Origin of the sequence: Paenibacillus sp. SC116 (assembly GCF_024733555.1) — a bacterium.
Classification (GTDB): Bacteria; Bacillota; Bacilli; order Paenibacillales; family Paenibacillaceae; genus Paenibacillus_B.
The window spans coordinates 329,758-349,390 of sequence record NZ_JANIOF010000002.1; the positions used below are offsets into that span (position 1 = coordinate 329,758).

The 19,633-nt window shown below is 44.2% G+C and carries 20 protein-coding genes and 1 riboswitch; of the genes, 9 read left to right on the plus strand and 11 right to left on the minus strand.

The features are described from left to right. The first annotated feature begins 120 nt into the window (after window positions 1–120). The 6 genes from NQ117_RS13225 (at window position 121) to NQ117_RS13250 (ending at window position 7,979) form a co-directional block, all read left to right on the plus strand. On the plus strand, window positions 121–2,112 hold the full coding sequence (locus tag NQ117_RS13225) for a peptidase U32 family protein (protein ID WP_258278500.1): 1,992 nt from the start codon (window positions 121–123) through the stop codon (window positions 2,110–2,112). Between the two features lie 88 nt (window positions 2,113–2,200). Next, entirely contained in the window at window positions 2,201–3,541 is a 1,341-nt protein-coding gene (locus NQ117_RS13230; RefSeq protein WP_258278501.1) for an aspartate aminotransferase family protein, read from the plus strand. After that, window positions 3,525–4,397, plus strand: a complete 873-nt coding sequence (locus NQ117_RS13235; RefSeq protein ID WP_258278502.1) for a UbiA-like polyprenyltransferase — start codon at window positions 3,525–3,527, stop codon at window positions 4,395–4,397. The genes NQ117_RS13230 and NQ117_RS13235 overlap by 17 nt, the downstream gene beginning before the upstream one ends. Before the next feature lie 427 nt (window positions 4,398–4,824). Next, complete coding sequence (locus NQ117_RS13240) at window positions 4,825–5,874, plus strand: type III polyketide synthase (protein WP_258278503.1); 1,050 nt, start codon at window positions 4,825–4,827, stop codon at window positions 5,872–5,874. Between the two features lie 410 nt (window positions 5,875–6,284). After that, window positions 6,285–7,649 carry an FtsW/RodA/SpoVE family cell cycle protein gene (locus tag NQ117_RS13245; protein WP_258278504.1) on the plus strand — a complete coding sequence of 455 codons (1,365 nt, stop codon included), beginning with the start codon at window positions 6,285–6,287 and terminating at the stop codon, window positions 7,647–7,649. Between the two features lie 3 nt (window positions 7,650–7,652). Further along, entirely contained in the window at window positions 7,653–7,979 is a 327-nt protein-coding gene (locus NQ117_RS13250; RefSeq protein WP_258278505.1) for a PadR family transcriptional regulator, read from the plus strand. A gap of 537 nt (window positions 7,980–8,516) precedes the next feature. On the opposite strand, the gene NQ117_RS13255 is transcribed toward NQ117_RS13250, so the two are convergent. The 5 genes from NQ117_RS13255 to NQ117_RS13275 form a co-directional block, all read right to left on the minus strand. Next, entirely contained in the window at window positions 8,517–9,023 is a 507-nt protein-coding gene (locus tag NQ117_RS13255; RefSeq protein ID WP_258278506.1) for an ADP-heptose synthase, read from the minus strand. A 253-nt stretch (window positions 9,024–9,276) separates the two neighbouring features. Then, window positions 9,277–10,272: a polyprenyl synthetase family protein gene (locus tag NQ117_RS13260; RefSeq protein ID WP_258278507.1), complete on the minus strand. Its 996-nt coding sequence runs from the start codon at window positions 10,270–10,272 to the stop codon at window positions 9,277–9,279. Continuing rightward, window positions 10,259–10,741 (minus strand): adenylate kinase and related kinase, encoded by a 483-nt coding sequence (locus NQ117_RS13265; RefSeq protein WP_258278508.1) that lies wholly within the window; start codon window positions 10,739–10,741, stop codon window positions 10,259–10,261. Before NQ117_RS13265 ends, NQ117_RS13260 begins: the two co-directional genes overlap by 14 nt. A 93-nt stretch (window positions 10,742–10,834) precedes the next feature. Beyond that, on the minus strand, window positions 10,835–12,712 hold the full coding sequence (locus NQ117_RS13270) for an FAD-dependent oxidoreductase (RefSeq protein ID WP_258278509.1): 1,878 nt from the start codon (window positions 12,710–12,712) through the stop codon (window positions 10,835–10,837). A gap of 189 nt (window positions 12,713–12,901) precedes the next feature. After that, complete coding sequence (locus NQ117_RS13275) at window positions 12,902–13,408, minus strand: FMN-binding protein (RefSeq protein ID WP_258278510.1); 507 nt, start codon at window positions 13,406–13,408, stop codon at window positions 12,902–12,904. A 358-nt stretch (window positions 13,409–13,766) separates the two neighbouring features. On the opposite strand from NQ117_RS13275, the gene NQ117_RS13280 reads away from it, so the two are divergent. Beyond that, window positions 13,767–14,447 (plus strand): queuosine precursor transporter, encoded by a 681-nt coding sequence (locus NQ117_RS13280; protein WP_258278511.1) that lies wholly within the window; start codon window positions 13,767–13,769, stop codon window positions 14,445–14,447. A gap of 103 nt (window positions 14,448–14,550) precedes the next feature. Here NQ117_RS13280 and NQ117_RS13285 read toward each other — a convergent pair whose 3' ends face one another. The 4 genes from NQ117_RS13285 to NQ117_RS13295 all read right to left on the minus strand — a co-directional run bounded on the left by NQ117_RS13285 (window position 14,551) and on the right by NQ117_RS13295 (window position 15,777). Continuing rightward, a complete protein-coding gene (locus NQ117_RS13285) occupies window positions 14,551–14,814 on the minus strand; it encodes a hypothetical protein (protein WP_258278512.1) in 264 nt (87 codons plus the stop codon). Between the two features lie 25 nt (window positions 14,815–14,839). Then, window positions 14,840–15,175 carry a hypothetical protein gene (locus tag NQ117_RS13290; protein ID WP_258278513.1) on the minus strand — a complete coding sequence of 112 codons (336 nt, stop codon included), beginning with the start codon at window positions 15,173–15,175 and terminating at the stop codon, window positions 14,840–14,842. Window positions 15,176–15,195: 20 nt separating this feature from the next. Beyond that, complete coding sequence (locus tag NQ117_RS24185) at window positions 15,196–15,390, minus strand: matrixin family metalloprotease (RefSeq protein WP_375163069.1); 195 nt, start codon at window positions 15,388–15,390, stop codon at window positions 15,196–15,198. A gap of 153 nt (window positions 15,391–15,543) precedes the next feature. Next, window positions 15,544–15,777, minus strand: a complete 234-nt coding sequence (locus NQ117_RS13295; RefSeq protein ID WP_258278514.1) for a DUF1272 domain-containing protein — start codon at window positions 15,775–15,777, stop codon at window positions 15,544–15,546. Between the two features lie 153 nt (window positions 15,778–15,930). Here NQ117_RS13295 and NQ117_RS13300 point away from each other — a divergent pair, with 153 nt between their 5' ends. Continuing rightward, the gene (locus NQ117_RS13300) at window positions 15,931–16,350 is read left to right on the plus strand and encodes an Lrp/AsnC family transcriptional regulator (RefSeq protein ID WP_258278515.1); all 420 of its coding nucleotides are present in this window, start codon (window positions 15,931–15,933) and stop codon (window positions 16,348–16,350) included. A 180-nt stretch (window positions 16,351–16,530) separates the two neighbouring features. Here the strand turns inward: NQ117_RS13300 and NQ117_RS13305 are convergent, their stop codons facing one another. Next, on the minus strand, window positions 16,531–17,283 hold the full coding sequence (locus tag NQ117_RS13305; protein WP_258278516.1) for a ZIP family metal transporter: 753 nt from the start codon (window positions 17,281–17,283) through the stop codon (window positions 16,531–16,533). A 113-nt stretch (window positions 17,284–17,396) separates the two neighbouring features. After that, window positions 17,397–17,900, minus strand: coding sequence for a YbgA family protein (locus tag NQ117_RS13310; RefSeq protein WP_258278517.1), 504 nt, complete (start codon window positions 17,898–17,900; stop codon window positions 17,397–17,399). 196 nt (window positions 17,901–18,096) lie between these two features. Continuing rightward, window positions 18,097–18,211, plus strand: a riboswitch (TPP riboswitch). A 325-nt stretch (window positions 18,212–18,536) separates the two neighbouring features. On the opposite strand from NQ117_RS13310, the gene NQ117_RS13315 reads away from it, so the two are divergent. After that, on the plus strand, window positions 18,537–19,574 hold the full coding sequence (locus NQ117_RS13315; RefSeq protein WP_258278518.1) for an ABC transporter substrate-binding protein: 1,038 nt from the start codon (window positions 18,537–18,539) through the stop codon (window positions 19,572–19,574). The last annotated feature ends 59 nt before the right edge of the window (window positions 19,575–19,633 follow it).

Consider the following 19,633-nt stretch of genomic DNA (forward strand, 5'->3'; position numbering starts at 1 on the left):
AAGGCCATACGTTAGATTAGGTATTCCGCGGAACAATTGCTTACTTGTAAGGCGCTTGCAGCACGAATAGCAATTAAAATGTGAAAATAATCACAAAAATTAGGGTGGGGAGGAATAGTTATGGCTAGATATTTCAACGGTAAAGAGATAGAGTTGTTGGCTCCTGCAGGAACGTTTCCTATTTTCCAAGAGGTAATTGATATGAACTGTGATGCGGTTTACTTCGGCGGGCCGTCACTCAATATGCGGATGATGCGCAAAGGATACAATTTGTCCTATGACGAAGTACGTGAAGCTATTCAAATGGCTCATGACCGAGGCAAGCGCGCATATGTTACCGTGAACAATTTATTGAACGAAGAAGATTTGGATGAGGCGAAGCGGTACTTCGAGTTTCTTAACGAAGTCGGACCTGATGCGATCATTGCGCAGGATATGGCCGTGTTCCCGCTTATTCACGAGCAGAACTATACGAATATTCCTGTTCATTCTTCCGTCATGATGAACATTCACAATCTTGAAATGATTGAGGCGATGAAGAAGTTTGGGGTAACTCGGGTTGTTGCCTCCCGTGAAATGGACCTGCACACAGCCGAGCTGCTGCAAGCAAAAAGCGGCATGGAGTTCGAATATTTTGTTCATGGCGACATGTGCACGGTTCACGGTGCGAATTGTACGATTAGTTCGATGATGTTTGGTAACAGTGCTCAACGTGGGCGCTGCATGAAGCCCTGCCGCTGGGATTATCGTGTGAAGAGGGATGGGCATATTTATCCGACGGAGTACCCTCTAGCTGCGAAGGATATGTACATGTATGAACACATTCCAGAACTGATTAAGTCAGGCATTATGTCTTTTAAAATTGAGGGCAGAATGCGCAATATCGAGTTCTTGAACTTGTTGGTCAATCAGTATGGTGATGCTATCGATCGCTATATCGCAGACCCGATTGGCTTTAACCGCGAAGAAGATGCGGACAAGCTGTACGATAACCGAAAGCGGGATTTCTCAACGGCATATGCATTTGGCAAGCCAGGTCTCAACTATATTAATAGACGTTATGAAGGGACAGGCAAGTTCTACAGCACAGGGAAAGTGTTCAGTACGCCTACGACAGAACGTGAGTTGAAGGAAGAACGTGTTACTCAAATTCGCGAGCGTCTTGCTGACACTAAAAAAGATACCGATCACACAGGACGTCCACAAATTGCTGTGCATGTGAACACTGTGAAGCAGGCATATGCTGCGCTCGAAGAAGGAGCGGATATCATCTATTTAACAGGTGATGTGTATATGCCGGACCGTCCTTATAGTCTTGAAGATATTGAGCAGCTGACCGCATCGAAAGGTTCGTCGCAAATTATTCTTGGCACGCCTCGTATGATGACAGAGCTTCATATAGAGCAGTATACGCACTTCTTGCAGCAAGGAAAGCAGCGGGGCATGTATGGGCTGGATGGCTTGCTCGTATCCAATTTCGGAGCGCTGCATAAGTTTGGCTCACTTGAGCTTGGGCTGCCTATGATTGGCGATGCTAACTTGAATGTATACAACTATATGTCTGCTGCTGTGTACGAGAAGCACTTCGGAGTAAAGCGGGTCCATGCTTCCGTAGAGCTGCCGTTGAATGATTTGGCGAACTTTATTGAGCATACAAAAGTGCCTGTGGAGATGACGGTGCATGGCTCGCCGATCGTCATGTATCTGGAGCTTGATCTCTATGAAAATACGGAAGTGATGGAGTCGATCGGCCAAGAGGATAACGCCTATGTGGACAATCAATATCTTGTCCTTATGACAGACAAAGGCGAGAGCCCAGTCTATCGGGATTGGAGCGGACGCAACCATCTCGCATTGTCCAAAGAATTGTGTTACTTGCCGATGATGAAGGAACTATATGAAGCAGGCGTCCATTATTTCCGAATCGAAGGCAAGACGTATACAGATGAGCAGCTGCGGACGATTGTACGCATTTACCGTCAAGCAGCGGATAACTTGGACCAATGCGGCAGCTTGTTCGCCCAGATGAAGCCCGTTTATGCAGGCTATACGCTTGGCAGCTTGCAGTTCGGGGCGGCACGCCATATTGAGCTAATAAGCACAAATGTTTAGGCATTAGGTTATAGAGACGATAACTGATAGTTGAATAGGTAGTAACGCGAAGATATTACGGATTCAGAATGTGACGAGGTGAATACGCATGACAAGCGTAACAATAAAGCAGCCAACCTATATCGGTCCAGAAAATGTGTTAGAGAAGCGCAAACAATATTTCTTCCCTTGTACCCATCATTTTTACCAAGATCCGCCGCAAATCGTGCAGGGGAGCATGCATCAGCTTATTGACCATACAGGCAAGGCATATACAGACTTCTTCGCAGGTGTATCTGTCGTTGCTTGCGGACATTGCAACGAGCATATTACGGCTAAGACCATTGAACAGCTAACAACGCTACAGCATACGACAACGATTTACCTGACAGAGCCGATGGTTCAATTAGCAGAGCGGCTGGCATATGAATGCTTGCCAGGTGAGCTGAAACGAACGTTCTTCTGCAACAGCGGCTCCGAGGCGAATGAAGGGGCATTGCTGCTTGCGAGATTGCATACGAAGCGCAAAGATTTCCTAGCGCTGGAGTACGGGCTGCACGGCAGAACGTTCCTCACGATGGGAGTAACAGGGATGCCGATGTGGCGCACGGATGATTACCTTGATCCGCATGTTACCTTTATTCCTCGTCCGTACGATGAAGAGATGGACACGGAGGATGCTGCCCATCGTTCCATTGAGGCGCTGCGACAAGTGCTAGCGGAAAAGGGGAATACGTTCGCTGCCATGATCGTGGAGCCGATTCAAGGCAATGGGGGGATGATCGTCCCGCCTGACTGGTATTTCCGCGAAATAAAAACATTGCTGGCGGAATACGGCATCTTGCTCATCGCAGACGAAATTCAGACTGGTTTCGGCCGTACGGGTCGCATGTTTGCGATGGATCATTATGAGGTTGCGCCAGATATCATCACGATGGCGAAAGCACTTGGCAACGGTGTGCCAATCGGAGCCTTTGCAACGACAGATGCAATCGCAGCCAGCTTTAATCGTCCATCTGCCTCTACATTTGGAGGCAATCCAGTTTCTGCTGCAACGGCTATGGCGGTGCTGGACTATATCGAGCAGGAGCAGCTTGTAGCGCGCTCCGCCGAGTTAGGCAGTCAGCTGAAAGACGGACTGCGTGCACTGCAAGTGAAGCACAGTGTCATTGCAGATGTTCGTGGCAAAGGGCTTATGGTAGGAGCCGAGTTAAATACGGGTGAAGCGTCATTAAATGCAGCGTTGACAGATTATGTGTTGGAAAATATGAAAGATCGCGGGTATTTGATTGGCAAAAATGGAGTTGGGCGCAACGTCCTTGCTTTCCAGCCTCCGCTCATCATGCCGGAAGATGAGATTCATGTGATGCTTTCGATACTAGACGAAGTTCTCTCTGAAGCGGTTTATGCCGATGAAGAGAGGGGGCCAAAGGATGGACATGATTCATAAGGTCGTCTATAAGACTCGTATGTTTGGAGAACTGGTTATGTTCTCGCATACGTTATTCTCTTTGCCTTTCGCCATCATTTCGATGGTGTGGGCAGCCAATGGCTTGCCGGCTGGTGAGGTGATGCTGTGGTCACTAATTGCCCTTGTGGCAGCACGCAATGGAGCGAATGCGTTCAACCGTCTCGTAGACAGGGAGTTCGATACGCAAAATCCGCGTACAGCACACCGTCATCTGCCTAGACGATTACTAATGGAACGAGAGGTAACGGTATTTATCGTAGTAAACTATGCGCTATTTATTCTAGCAGCGGCGATGTTGAATCCGTTGTGCTTAGCCCTATCACCAGTGGCAATTGTACTTATTTCTAGCTATTCGTATACGAAACGGTTTACATGGCTGAGCCATCTCTATCTTGGCTTTACGATTGCTTCTGCCCCGATTGGTGCATGGATTGCTGTGACAGGAGAGTTGGCGTTGACGCCATTCGTGCTTGGTACGGTCGTCATGCTATGGATTGCAGGCTTTGATATCATTTATGCTACGCAAGACATCGAGTTTGATCGGAGTGCAGGGCTATGGAGCGTTCCGCGTGTATTTGGCTATGAGGATGCGTTGTTCATTGCGCGTACGCTGCATACGGTTATGGTGCTGCTGCTTATTCTGCTGTACTTTTTCCGAGATTCGCTTGGATGGCTCTATCTGATAGGGATAGGTTTGTCGATGGTCCTGCTTGCGATTGAGCATCGGATTATTAAACCATCGAGCCGTAAGCGAATGAATGTTGCTTCCTACAATTTGAATCAAGTCATTAGTATGGTTATATTAGCTTGTACGCTGTTGGATCAGTTATTGTAGCCAATCATAAAATCTGCCGCTGTAGAAGTGCGAATCAATCGTATTTTCGAACAGCGGCTATTTTCATTCTTCGTCTTTTCGACAAGAATAGGTATGAAGATCCAAGAAACACATGGAAAAATACATATTTCCCCATCGGTAAATATATTGTATTCTAGTCTACAGACAGAAATCCTACATGTTCTAACCATCCGCTGCCTCATGAATGCAAGAACGCTATGCATCGTCAAGCGTCATTCTTATCCACGGGAAATGCTACTCTCTTTCTACATCTCTTCCTAAAGATCTAATCCTGCCGGATATTTTTATCTCTACATGATGTTCTTCATCTTAATATTCTATTGAAATGATACCGCCATCCTTGCTTGACATTCGTTTGTTTTGTATATCATTTTCCATTCCAATTTCATATGAAGAGGTGACTTGCATGGGTATATTAACGAAGCCGGCTATCGTACGACCACAATATCGCATTACCCAAGACGAAATGGTGGATGTGCTTCAACGGCTCCATCCCAATCATCCCGATTGGAGTAAAATCAACCGTATGATTCGCAACACACAAGTAAATGAGCGCTATATCGTACGGCCAATTGAAGAGATTATTGCGCATTCTCGTTTTGAAGAGCGCAGCCTTATTTACAAAGAAGAGATGAGACGACTTAGCGTCCAAGCCGTTGAGCAAGCGTTGGAGAATGCTGAGTTAGAAGCTTTCCAAATTGACCTCATTATTGTGACATCTTGTACCGGATTTATGATGCCTTCCATGACCGCCTACCTAATAAGCGATTTGCCATTCCGTGAACAAACGAAACAGCTTCCTATTGCACAGCTTGGTTGTGCTGCTGGAGCGTCTGCCATTAATCGTGCTGCTGAATATTGCGAAGCATTCCCTGGCGCCAACGTCCTTATTGTAAGTGCCGAATTGTGCTCACTCTGCTTCCAGCCTGCTGAAAGTGCAATTTCTGATTTCGTATCTGCTGCATTATTCGGGGACAGCGTGTCTGCTTGTGTTATGAAAGGTACTAGTGGAACAGGCTTTCAAGTCGAGTCGAATGCCTCCTATCTGATTAAGCATACGGAGAACTATATTGCCTATGATATAAAGGATACTGGCTTCCACTTTGTGTTGGACAAGCAGGTAATGTATACGATTGAGACGGTAGCTCCGGTCATGCGCGAATTTGTGGAAGAGACGGTGCAGCGGACGCCATCTGATATCGACTTCTTCGTATTCCATACAGGGGGGCGACGCATATTAGATGAACTGGTGAAGCATCTTGGCATTGCAGAGCAGCGTGTAGGCTTGAGCAGAGAAAGCTTGTCAGAGTGCGGAAACCTGTCCAGCGTTGTCGTATTTGATGTCTTAGCGCGTCTATTCGAAGTGGGAACGTGCTCCCCCGGGGATAAAGGCTTACTAGCGGCATTTGGACCAGGCTTTACAGCGGAAATGTGTTCAGGAACTTGGGTGGAATAAGCATGTAGGTTATGGCAAGGATATGAACTACGGTGTAGGTTAGCTCACGTTGTGATAGGAGTTAGAGGAAGAGAAATGATAAGGAGGGGGGAGTAGATTAAGGTAAAAGCGGAGATTGTTTAACATTAGGAGTCTTTTAATTGGGGGAGGAAACTAATAGTTACGAAAGGGGCAGTGAAACTACTAGCTGCTCCTTTTTCTATGGAACTATAGTTGAATTGCTGGTGCACGTGTGTAAGCTTACTCTCAAGCACGATCCTCAGTTAATGCGAATAGGATCTGCTTAACATTTAGGATAGGAATAGATAAGTACCTTTACATGCATAGTAAATCTATGTATGGTATTTCTAGGTATAAAAATGGTTCATTGTGGAAAGTCAGAAAGCGAATTAAAGGAGGGTTATCTGTCCATGGATCGAGAAGCGAATGAACGCTCTCTGTTAGATTCCTATGTGAATCAAGTAGAAGCGGGTATTCATGCACAAGAAATGAGAGCCAGCATACGTGCAGAGCTGGAGGACCATCTGTACAATCAGGTCGAAGAGCAAGTGGACAAAGGGATGTCTCGCTCTGAAGCCGAAGCGAAAGCGGTTAGGCAAATGGGATCTATTGATACGTTAGCAGAGAAGTTTAATATGATGCATCGAACACGTTATCCATGGTTGTTTTGGGGTATGATTGCTATTTTATTAATAGTAAGTGTATTGGGTATTTGGGCGGTACAGCATACGGTTACAGGTAATTATGCGGAAAGAAGTTTGTTGGATAGACATTTTGTTTTTCTAGGGTTTGGACTTGTTATATTTATCATTACCTCATTAATCGACTATCGCTGGTGGCGTAATAAAGGATGGTTTTTATATGTAACGGCAACGGCTTTATTTGGATTAGGACAATTAATAGGGCTAGAGGTAAATGGAGTGGGAGCTTGGATTGCAATCGGTGGTATTGTATTAGATGTTGGGTTTCTGACAACCTTTTCATTTTTGTTAGGGACCTTTTTAATCATTTCACAATATCGTGCCGAGCACTCAGAGCTCAGTATTAGAGTCCAGCTTATTCTTCAGTTCATTGGGATTATTCCAGTCCTTACATTCGTTATTAGCTCCCAGTACTATGAAGTAATTGTCTATTTAATAGGCTTTATACTTATATTGTTGATACAGTCGTTTTCTTTGAAAGCCTTGATTATAGGAGGAATTGCTGCAATAAGTACAGGTGTGCTCGGATTTTTGAGTTTGAAGTCTTACATGGTTCAGAGGCTAGAAACATGGATGAACCAACTACTAGGTTATAATACGAATGATGCAACATGGCTGTTCTATCATATGCAGCAGCTAATTGTAGAATCTGGTTGGTGGGGAAAGGGATGGGCTCAACCAGCGGATATTCCATACCCACATTCTAATCATATGTTAATCGTTATTGTTCACGCATTCGGCTGGATTGCTGGGTTAGGAGTGCTGGCTGTTTTGTTTGGAGGACTATTATGGTTGTTCCGTTCTGCGTATCAAGTAAAGCAGCGTTTTGGGAAAGGCTTGATGTTATTCATTAGCTGCTACGTTACAATCCCTGTTATATTCAATGTAGGTGGTCTAATTGGCATAGTACCTATGAATGGGGCAAATTTGCCATTGCTAAGCTATGGTGCTAATTCCATGCTCATTTGGATGTTTACGCTTGGATTATGTACGAATATTTATATGCGTAAAGATACTCTCCCAAAACATGAGGCTAGATGGGATAGGATAGTTGCAATCGGGAAAGGAAGATGAAATATGAAAGTGAGTAAAGAATTGCTCAAGGGGAGTACGGTTATGCTCGTGCTGTCCATGCTGGAGCAGCAGCCGATGTATGGTTATCAGCTCATTAAGCGGTTAGATGCTCAATCCAATGGAGTATTTGCACTGAAAGAAGGTACACTATATCCCATTCTTCACGCATTGGAGAATGAAGGTCATGTGGAAGCGATCTGGAGCGAAGCAGAGGGGCGGGCTCGCAAGACGTATCACATTACCGAGAAGGGGAAAAAGCAGCTTCAGGAAAAAACGGAGGAATGGAAGTTGTTCCAGGTGTCGTTGAATCGTGTAATAGGTGAAGCCTAATAAACCTGAACCTAATGATGGTCCTGGACATATTATTTTGACATTGTATCACGCCGCGGCGTTTTATCTAACGAACGCCATTGACGTTATTTTCACGAAATCGTCTGTATTCAGATTTTAACGGTCGTACGAGAGATTATTTTAGTAATATTGGCGAAAATATCGCTTTATAGAGCAAATAAGCTCTTTGGCATCCTTTACATATCAAAAACAAGTAATATAAGTGGAATAGCCTATGTGGCAACCGTTACTGCAATGGTTGAAGACGAGAGAGTTTGAGTTCGGTAGTCTCTAAACATGAACGATTCGATCTAACATATGTTAATCAATAGGTGTCAGCATCGTTCACTGACATGGTTTATTGTCATGGTCTACCCCATTAGGCAGCAAGCCATAGCGCATCTTCATTTACGCAGGGGCGAAAACGAAAAGTCATAAATATTCTACTGTAACCGACCAGGGGCCGTTTAGACACTTACATATCGAGCTTTTCGTCTTCCGCCCTCTGCATGCTATGAATTCACTTGCCAGCCAACGTTATTCCTCAGTATGCTCTAACGCATACTCATAATCTTCAATATCGTAGATCGGAATCGGCACCTCATGCTGAATAAGTCGTTCGACGTATTCTATTTGGTCGGTCAGCAAAGGGGCTTGCTCGCGTATGCAAGTGAGAATAAGCTCTGTTTCAATGGGGTCAAAGGTTTCCCCGTACTGCATACTGTCCATCCCATTGATGATGATAATGGATACCTGCTCGTTTATTAGCAAAGGAGCGCTTTGCCGCCAAGGGATGCCAAGTGCGCGGTCGATCTTTTTCTTATTAAATGGCCTTTCAAAAAGTTCGATCAGCAAGTCCACATGTTTCTTAGCATGTTGGTCATCCTCTGGATCAGGCATAATGCGCTCGTCAGTAATGCGCAACTCATACAATTCACTAATCGTAGAGTATGGAATCATATATTCTACAGGCCGTTTCGGGACGAATAGGTGACCGTATACGGCTAACATGACTGCTTCAATTACGAATCGCCGTGGCTTCACACTCGGTCCTCCTTCATGAACACCCACCTATAAGCAATATTGCAGGTGGTCTGTAATGGACAATGCGAATGCTGTTGTCCCACTTTTTATTTTACCATTGTGATTATACACGAAAAAGAGTCATTCATGCCGTATAACAGAAATCAGAAAGCTCTCCGCGCATGTACACCGTACATGGGCGAAGAGCTTATTTGTGTTTCTACAGGATTGGTTCCTATTATGTTGTCAGACGTATTCACTAGCAGATAGCTTATTAATACGTACGCTTCTCGAAATAATGCCACAAGGTTTGCAAGTCGCGATGAGCGGGATAGGCAGATAGCTGTTCGGTAATATCCCAAGCACGCTGCATAAATGTATGGCTCACTTCCAAAGCTCGTTCTATCGCGTCGCTGTCCCGAATGAGCGTGATTGCTTCATCGAAGAGATGATCGGGTGCTCCTTCATGCAGCTTCCGCAAGTGGCTTTCTATAGCGGGATCCTCCATAGCGAGCAGGACAGGCAAGGTAACTTGTCCATTGCGCAAATCAGCTCCTGCAGGCTTGCCGAGTGTTTCGGCTGACTGCTGTAGATCGAGCACATCGTCTCGTACTTGGAACGCCATGCCCAATTGATCGCCGAACTCGTACAGCTGCTTAGCTACGCTTTCGTTGGCTTCACCTGCTCTAGCACCGAGATGCAGCGAGGTAGCCATAAGTACAGCTGTCTTATTTCGGGTCTTCTCCCAATATTGTTCCAAGGTTAGGTCGAAATTATAACGATTATCCATCTGCTGATATTCGCCTAGGCACAACTGTGTCGTTGTTAGCGAAGCGAGCTCTTCGATGTTGCGGTCGCGGTCTTTTGTGCGGGCAGATAGCAGTTCCAATACACGGTTCATCATGTAGTTTCCGATTTGTACGGCGGTCTTTACATCCGTTATTTTATGCAAAGACGGCTGTCCACGGCGGGTGTCAGCCTGATCCAGGATGTCATCGTGTACAAGTGAAGCTGCATGAATGAACTCGCAGACAGCAGCTAGTTGATACACATTTGTACTCTCCGGTTTCGTCCCAAATCGGCTGCCGACGATAACCATAATAGGACGGAGTCGTTTGCCCCCTGAACGAATGAGCTCCAGCACACTTTTTCTTACAATGGAGCGGGATGCTACATCAGGGTCAGTCGTCACGATACGTTCCAGATCACGGTTAATCCGCTTCATGGAAATTTGCAACTGGTCGGGTAATGAAAGGTTAGACAACGTCATAAGTCACCTGCTTAAACGTTTGAGTCAATGGATACAGTTTTTTATAACGTTTAGCTATAAATCTAACCGTCTGTTTGTGAATATTGGCTTCATCCGTTAGTTTTTGCTCAGCACGCTTAATCTGTACTTGCTTAATGACAGGGGCGAGCTCTGCAATCAGGTCGATGAATCCGTGACGCAGGGCGAACTGCAAATAGAAACTCATGATAAAGTCTCCATCCAGTACAGATCGTCCAGCAGCCGCTGGGTCGGTGGGAAGTTGATCATGAATGCGCAAGGAAAGAAGGACGAGCGCATAGCAGCCAAGCAATGCTAGTCGTTCCTTATGAGCCATCTCAACATGATGCAAGCGAACGGCCATGTCTTGAAGTCTTATGTTGTGTAGATCTGCGCTGAGCTGTATGCCGGCTTGTTGTGGAAGCTCTCGCTCCAATTGTTCATACATGTCTTGAATGAATTGCGTAATCATGATCCCCCGCCTCCCGATAAAATAAGTAAAGTAATGTGCACGATGTACACATTACTTTACGCCTATATAAATGAATATACTATTTACTACGGATTAGTCCGTGTAAAGGTACCATTTTTTCACGAAAGGTATGTTTTTCCAAATTCGTTTGAGATGCGGATACAAGTAATAGTCTAGGCCAAGCGTGCTGCCGGAACCACCAATGAGAGCGATACCACCGAAGAAATACCATAGCATTTCGAATGGTGCCATGCCAGAGGTATAAATCATAACCCCCATCGCAATCGTACCGATTGATGCCAGCGATGTGAACAAGCCTAGAATTAGCATCGCCCCGAAAATAATTTCTGCGAACACCATGCCGGTTTGGAAAATAGTCGCTAATGCTGTAAATCCGCCATCAGTCGTGTAGAAGAACATATCCATACTTCCGTCGACCATGCTCTTGAGGAAATCCGGAACCGGAATCGCTTCAACAGCTGTCTTTGCTGTTTGGACGGAAGAAGCAGCGGTATGCCCGTCAACGGTTTGTTGAACGGCTTCGATTGCTTGCGATGCACCTGTCGTTCCATCGGCTGCCTTGGGTGGAATTAAGAAGATGTTCGATGGATTCTCCAACACTTTAGGGAGCTTCGCCAAACCTTCACTTAACCATTTGAAGCCTAGGAAAATACGAAGCGGAACGAGCCAGAAGTTCGGCGAGCGCATGGCGAGATGTCCGCCAACGAAGCTGCGCTTATTTTTAACTTTAAAGAACTCATGTATTTTATAAGACCAGACTTTATGGAAGCCAAGCACTTGCAGGAAGTAGACAATATTAATCATATGTTTGAAGAACATCGCCATAAAGCCTGTGAAATGGAACATTTTCTTCGGTGTACCGATCGCAGCAACGCCGTAGCGTCCACCGATGCACACCATTGTACCATGGAAGGTAGGCTTGTACGATTTGTACTTGCCAGTCTGTTTAATGTCGGCTGTGATGTTGTGAGCAATAAGAGTAGCTGAGTGCTCCGCATTTTCAACCATCTGTGGTACAGGACGTTCTTCACCTTCTGGCACATAGAAAATGTTGTCGCCAACAACGTAAACATTTTTATGATCAGCCGATTGCAGCTTGTCATTCGTTACAATACGTTTGCGGCCATTTTGCTGCACATCTAGGTTGCCTACGAGCTCTGAACCTTCCACACCAGCTGTCCAGACGATCGTCTTCGCTTGCAATTCGCCTTTATCACCAAGTACGACAGAGTTCTCCGTAACACCTGTAATCTTCGCGCTCGTAATCATCTCTACGTTCATTTTTTGCAAATACTTCTCAGACTTCTTAATAAGCTTGTCTGGCAATATAGGCAAAATCTTCGGCGCCATATCTGCTACGACAAGACGAACATCTTTCGGATCGATATGGTATTCATGGCATAGCTCTTCACGATACTCTGCAATTTCACCAATCAGCTCAATACCTGTGAAACCAGCGCCGACAACGACGAACGTTAGCATTTGTCTGCGTTTCTCTACGTCCAGTTCTTTCGAAGCAAGGTTGAACATATCACGGATTTGACGCTTCAACTTCACCGCATCATCGAACGACCATAGTGTCATTGCGTGCTCTTCTGCACCAGGAATGCCGAAGAAAGTAGGCTTACATCCGGTACCGATAACAAGATAGTCGTAGTCATACGTCTTCTTGTTTCCTTTTAGAGCTTGCCCGTCGAAGTCGATATTTTTAATTTCATCTAATACGACGTCAACTTTACGACCTGCAAAGATTTGTTTCAAATCCATTTTGATAGCTTCTTCATCTACACGGCAGGCTGCTACTTCATGCAGCTCCGTCATCATCGTATGGTATGGATGGCGGTCGACAAGTGTAATGCTGACATCTTTATGCTTCGCTAAGCGCTTTGCCAGCTTTTTCGCTGTTAAGACACCACCATAACCGCCGCCGAGAACAACGATTTTCTTCATGGTTATTGGTCACCCCTAAAATGTGTAATGTCCAAGTGGACTGTAGTGCTAGATCTTGCGGAAATGTTCAAATTTAAATCAATCTATACGTAAAAGGGAGCTCCGCTGCAGAAAAGGGGAGGTCTCCACATAACGTGAGATCCATTCTTGCTTTCTCTACAGCGGAGCTGTCTCATGACGAACATTCAATTATTTCGCGCTCTCAAGAGCCTCTTGAGCCAATTGCACGAACTCAGATACGTGGATCGATACGCCGGTTACTGCATCTGTCTTGCCATCTTCCTTCAGCACGATAGCAGCAGGATCTTGCTTCTCGACAAGTGCTTTCTCCATGGATGCAGCTTGTTCATGCCAATGAGCAGAAGCTCCGCCTTTTACCATGTCATAGCGACCGTCTTGGGACTGAACTTTCTTTGTGTCGCCACCATCTTTATGAACAGCATCCCAGTTTACTGCTTCAATTTTTCCACCTTTTACGGTAATTTCGACTGTGCCTTTCCAGCCAGACTTCGCGTCGAACTCTTTGCCTTCAGCACGGTACGTACCGTCTTTGTAAGCTGCTTGTTGTTCGGTTGTAGCAGCAGGTGCTGTAGTTTCTGTTTTAGGAGCAGCATCTTTCGCTTCTTCTTTAGCTCCACAGCCAACGAGTAAACCCAATGCCATTGTCATTGCAAGGATCAATGAAAGTTTTTTCATGATTTCCCCCACCTTTTTAATTTGTAAAATTAAGTTATTAATACTTTGTGAAAAAAATATCTTAGTGATTTCAAGTTCATTGTAGCACTTTCGCAATACGATTCAAGCCTTTCATATACGTAATTTGCATCATATTGAGAGATCGATAACAATGTTCAAATTTTCATCACAATTCCAGAAATATACGCAAAATTAACTCCAATTTGCTATGATATTTATCACAATTTCAACGAAAGATAAAAATTTATTGGCGCTCCATTTTAATTGTGATATAGTAACTCATTGTGTTAGCACATTGTGCGAGATGCACCGCGGTTCGTAACCATCCCGCGATATCAAAACTAGGAGGAAATCCTATATGTTTAATTTTTATTGGGGGATACTGTTCGTTCTTGTGAACTTCGTATTTTTCCTACTCTGTTACCGTCAATTCGGTAAAGCTGGGATGTATGCATGGATCGGGGTTATGACTGTTCTTGCTAATATCCAAGTAACAAAGACGATTGAAATGTTTACGATCGTCATGACACTAGGCAACACGGCGAATGCAACCTTGTTCTTGGCGACAGACTTGTTAAATGAGAAGTATGGACCGAAGGAAGCGCGCCGCGCTGTATGGTTTGGGTTTTTTACGCTTATTATGACAACAGTCCTTATGCAGCTTGTACTTGTGTTTGAGCCACAAGGGGATATGACGATGCAGCATGCGATGGAATCGATCTTTGGATTGATGCCGCGTATCGCGATCGGAAGCCTGACGGCTTACTTCATCAGTCAGTTCTTGGACGTTAAGCTGTTCAGCATCATCAAGCAGAAGTTCGACAAGCCGAATCAGCTATGGATTCGCAGTAATGTAAGTACAGGGCTAAGTCAGCTCGCGGATTCATTCGTATTTTGCTTTATCGCTTTTGCATTCGTATTCCCATGGGATGTATGGTTCGAAATTTTCATTACGACGTATGTTATCAAGTTAATCGTATCGATTGCATCGACACCGTTTCTGTACTGGGCACGCAACATTCGCACGCGTGAGTGGTAGATGGTGTTGTGGAGATAAAATGATTAAAAGAAAAAGAGCAATCTTTTTCCCTATAGGGGATAAGGTTGCTCGATGAACTAGAGGGCAGCTAATTGGCTGCCTTTTATTTGTTAGTTGGGTCTGCTTGCTTTTGTTTTTCTTCCGTACTTTTCTTCTTCATTTCTTCTAATCGCTTTTTATCTTCCAAATATATCTTGTGGCCTTCTTCTTCTAATTTCTTATCAGCCTCACTTAATTGAGGTATATTCGGCTGAGGAGGACTAGCGTTTTTAATGGCTTCTTGAATTCTTTGTTCAAAAGATTGTTTATCTAAGCCTTCCACAGATGCTTGGAAGTGCTTAACACCTTCGTATTTATCGAGGAACACGATATTCTTTTTATTAGCATTTCCGCTAACGGTGGAAGCTATTTCGAGAATACGAATTGTCCGAGATTTTATTTTTGAAATCTCCTTTCAACACATTATTTACTTTAACCTCAATGGTTTTAAATGTGGGGTCTATATAACTAATATTTTGATTGTTTTCATCCACTTCTATTTCCGCTACTAGATCAGCATCATAGGCCAATTCCTCTAAAGATTTATAATGTGTTTCTAGCATAAAATTTCCATAATACACATTACTCTCTTTTTTTTGTTGTGCTTGATTTTGTTTTTCATTACCACATGCCGATAAAGTTGTTATCATCAAAGCCACTATAATCAGAGTCGATACTATATGTCTCATCAATAAATTCCTCCTATCGATTAATAGAGATTGTTGATTCCATTTATATCATCCTGTTGAGGTACTAAATAGCTATTAGGGGGATATAATTGGTCGTTCATAATGGAAGGAGTTCCGTCATTCTCATGATTTAAACCAAGTGCATGGCCTAGCTCATGAATTCCAACGGCTCTATACTGAGGGTAAGTGTAGTTTCTTAAAGAATGGGGAGTCAATTAATAAAAATAGCCGAAGGAACGCAGTCCTCGGCTTATTTCTCAACATCTTATAATAATTTAAGTATAACTTGCCTTCTTTGCTATTTTATAAAACTGTCGGATCGTACTTGTTAGGTATATACTTTATAGATTTAATATTTATGCACAACTCTAATAAGGAAGCATTCCATAAGCGCTCCAACCGCCACTACTCCCTGCCTTAGTTGTCGTAATCTTAGGACGAGGCCGCTGAACAATCTCTCCACCGCAAGTGGAGCAAGAGTGTTTCAATACTGTTGCACAAGACTTACAATACGTACACTCTTCCGAACATATATAAGCCGCTTCATCTTCTTGAATGCGTTGGCTGCATCTTTTACAATTAGTCATCATCTTAAGCGTCATGTTAGCTCCCTCTCGAACACATATTCGTTATACTAAAAGTATAAGAATTGCAGGGAGTAACTTACATAACATTTAAAAGGTGTTTTACCTTCAAAACAAAATATTTTTAGCTATATTACGATCAAACTTTAAAAAATAAAGGAGAACTTCAAAATGGATCATATCGATGAAAAAGTGCTGCGCATTCTGCAAGAGGACGGCCGCATCTCCATGACCAAGCTTGGTCAGATGGTTAATCTATCTACACCAGCTGTTACGGAACGGGTACGGAAGCTGGAGAGTGCTGGCGTAATTGAGGCCTATCGAGCCATCGTTAATCCTGAGAAATTGAACAGAAAGGTTACCGCCTTTATTTTATTCGAGACGAAAAAAATGCTTGTATTCCAACAAGTGTGCCAACAGTCACCGATCGTCGTCGAGTGCCATCGCGTTACAGGACAGTACTGTTATCTCGTTAAAATTATGGCCGAATCGATTCATGAGGTAGAGTCATTTATTGATGAGGTTTCAGAGTATTCGGTATCTACGACGTTAGTCAATTTTTCATCCCCAGTGAAGTTTAAGGCGATTTAGCAGTGAGAGGATAGGACGAGAGGCAAACAATGAGAACGGTGAATGGTGCGAGTACAACTACCTACCGTACGTGGAACGCTTTTACTACTGCCTATTATGATGTGGCTTGTTAGAATGGTCGGTTATAAAAAAAGACGAGGCTAAGCGCCTCGTCTTTTTACTTGCCATCTGAAATTTTAATTACACCCATTGTGTCAGCGCAAGCATCGTAATAATACCTGCCACGAAAGAAATGGTAGCAGCACGCTGATGTCCATCGCCATGACTTTCAGGTATTAGCTCTTTGTAGACGATAAACATCATCGCTCCAGCAGCGAATGATAATCCGTACGGCACGAGATTGCTTACGAAAGAACTTAAGAAGAATCCGATCAATGCTGTAATGATTTCTACACCGCCTGTTAAGGCAGCTACACCTAGTGCTTTCCATTTGTTCACGTTCTGCGTGACGAGGAAGAGAGCGACTAGGAAACCTTCCGGTGCATTTTGCAAGCCGATGGAGAAGGCTATTAGCGGCCCAAGCGCTTCACTGCCGCTTGCATAGCTGACTCCTACGGACAATCCCTCAGGGAGATTGTGCAACGTAATTGCCGCAATAATTAGCATCGACTTATGGTCGATTGGCGCATGGTTGTTCTTGCTATTGCCTAGCGCATGCTCCATTTTTTCAAGATCCACGTGAGGCACAATACGCTCCAGCCATAATAAAGTCAGGCAGCCGAGCATCAAGCCAAAGGCAACAACCCATGTGTTGGATAAGCTTAATGCCTCTGGAATCAGGCTGAACATCGAAGCGGAAGTCATAATACCTGCCGTGTAAGCCAACAAAATATCCCGCCAGCGATGGGTAACATTTTTCATAAATAATATAGGAATAGCTCCGAGCCCCGTCGACATCGCGGAGACGGCACTCCCGATAAGTACATCTTGCATCGTTGTAATAACCCTCCTGTCTGTACAAATTCTGCATGTATGTGGTTATAGATAGATTGGATTTGGATTAAATAGTAACTAGTGACCGGATAACTGTTAGGTTATACCGCTTATTAATGATCTTGAATTTGATTTAGCTGACAGCTCTCGGCTAATCGCGGAAAACTGTTAGCCATCGTCTTTTCGATATAAGTTACATCGTATTTTACAGCAAACTCCTGAATAAGGAGCAACAACGGTGTAGTTGCTTCAAAAGTATCTAGATCGTTAGCGTCTGGCTTCCATTCTAATGAATCGAACAGCTGCTGGAACATTGTGCGCTCTTCTTCATGCACATACTTGCTCACATATCCCCACATATGCTCGATTGAAGTTCGAAGACCTTTCATCGTATAAGGAAGAGCGTCAAGAGTATGGGATATGCTATGCATAGCTGCTTCATAATCTGCTGCAGTAGAGGCATCGCGATAGCGAGCTGATATTTGTTTATAGGAAGCATACCCACGTGCCATCACATCATACTTGCTAGCTGCCCAGAACTGTTCGGCTTGCTTCTTGATCTGTTTCAGCGCTATTTGTTCCGAACTTGCATGCCAGTTGTTCTTAGCATCACGCATCGCTTTCTACATGTTCCTTTCAGAGGTCTGCACCACAGTATAACGATAGTAGGTTACAGTGAAGCCTCATAACGATCAATAACGATCAAAGTCCTAGTACTATCATAATAGCATGAGTCGAATGATGTTGAAATATCTGGACAATCCAAACAGTGAAGTCTATAATTACGTGTTGTAAACGTTTGTTCGAACGTGACAATAGCACTTGGGGAGCTGGAATATGGCCGGCTGAGAATGTATCCCTTGAAGATACCGACCCTTATAACCTGATCTGGGTAATGCCAGCGTAGGAAACATGGATTCAGTGAACATGGGAACGGGCGTTATCGTTATACGTCCGAACATCAGCATCTAAGAGCATGACTTTCCAGACATACACGTGTTAGCTAGATAAGGGACACAGCAGTCACATTAGGAAATCATATGCGCGATGGTTTGATGACCATACACTGAATTTCAATTACGCAGCGATGGCGTCCCAGTGGGACGTCTTTTTTTGTTGTCCACATGTGGATAGAAATAGAATGACGCCCAGATGATATGGTGCATGATGTGTATAAGTTGTGTACGAACAAGCATGACCCGTTATACAGCGGGTGATTAATATTCAATTCAATCTGTCTGAGGAGGAATACGATGCAATTTTCAAGTAAACAACGTGCAATTGCTTTTTTTCTAGTGATGATCATGGGATTAACTTTGGCGGCTTGTGGAGCAAAAGAAAAGCAAGCTTCTGAATCAAACGGACAAGCTGGCGAGACTGCCAAATTGCGTAATGTGAAGATTGTGCTTGATTGGACCCCAAATACGAATCACACAGGTTTATACGTCGCGAAGGAAAAAGGCTACTATGAGCAAGAGGGATTGGATGTGGATATTATTCAATCTACGTCTGGTGATCCAAATACGCTAGTCGGCTCAGGAAAAGAAGTTCAGTTCGGTATTACTGTACAAGAATCATTGACGCAAGCTCGTTCGCAAGGCGTACCGATCGTGTCGCTAGCTGCGATCCTTCAGCATAATACGTCTGGATTTGCTGCTCCGCAGTCCAAAGGCATCAAGACGCCAAAAGACTTCGAAGGAAAAAATTACGGTGGCTGGGGCTCCCCAGTAGAAGAAGCAATTTTGCGTACCGTAATGGAGCAAGCAGGTGCTGACTATGGGAAAGTGAAAAATATGAATATCGGCGAGGCGGATTACTTTACAGCCGTGAAGCGTGATATTGATTTCGCATGGGTGTTCTATGGCTGGACAGGCATTGAGGCAGAGCTTCGTGGCGAGCCAGTTGATATGCTTTATATGAATGAATTTGCGAAAGAGCTGGATTTCTATACGCCTGTCATTGCAACGAATGAGAAGTTGATTGCCGATGATCCTGAGCTAGTTAAAGCCTTTATGAAGGCTACAGCGAAGGGATATCAAGATGCGATTGAGAAACCAGAAGAGGCGGCAGACTTACTGCTTAAGGCAGTGCCAGACTTGAACAAAGAGCTTGTACAGGCGAGTCAAAAATGGTTATCCACAAAATATCAAGATGATGCACCGCGTTGGGGTGAGCAGAAGCGTGAAGTGTGGGATAACTATACGAAGTGGCTTGTGGACAACAAGTTGATGGAGAAATCCATTGATGTGGATAAGGCATTTACGAATGATTTTTTGCCCAGCGCCAAGTAAGTTTAGCGAAGTAATCTTGCAGTTGAATATATAGTAGGCCTTATTGGAAAATAGGGCAG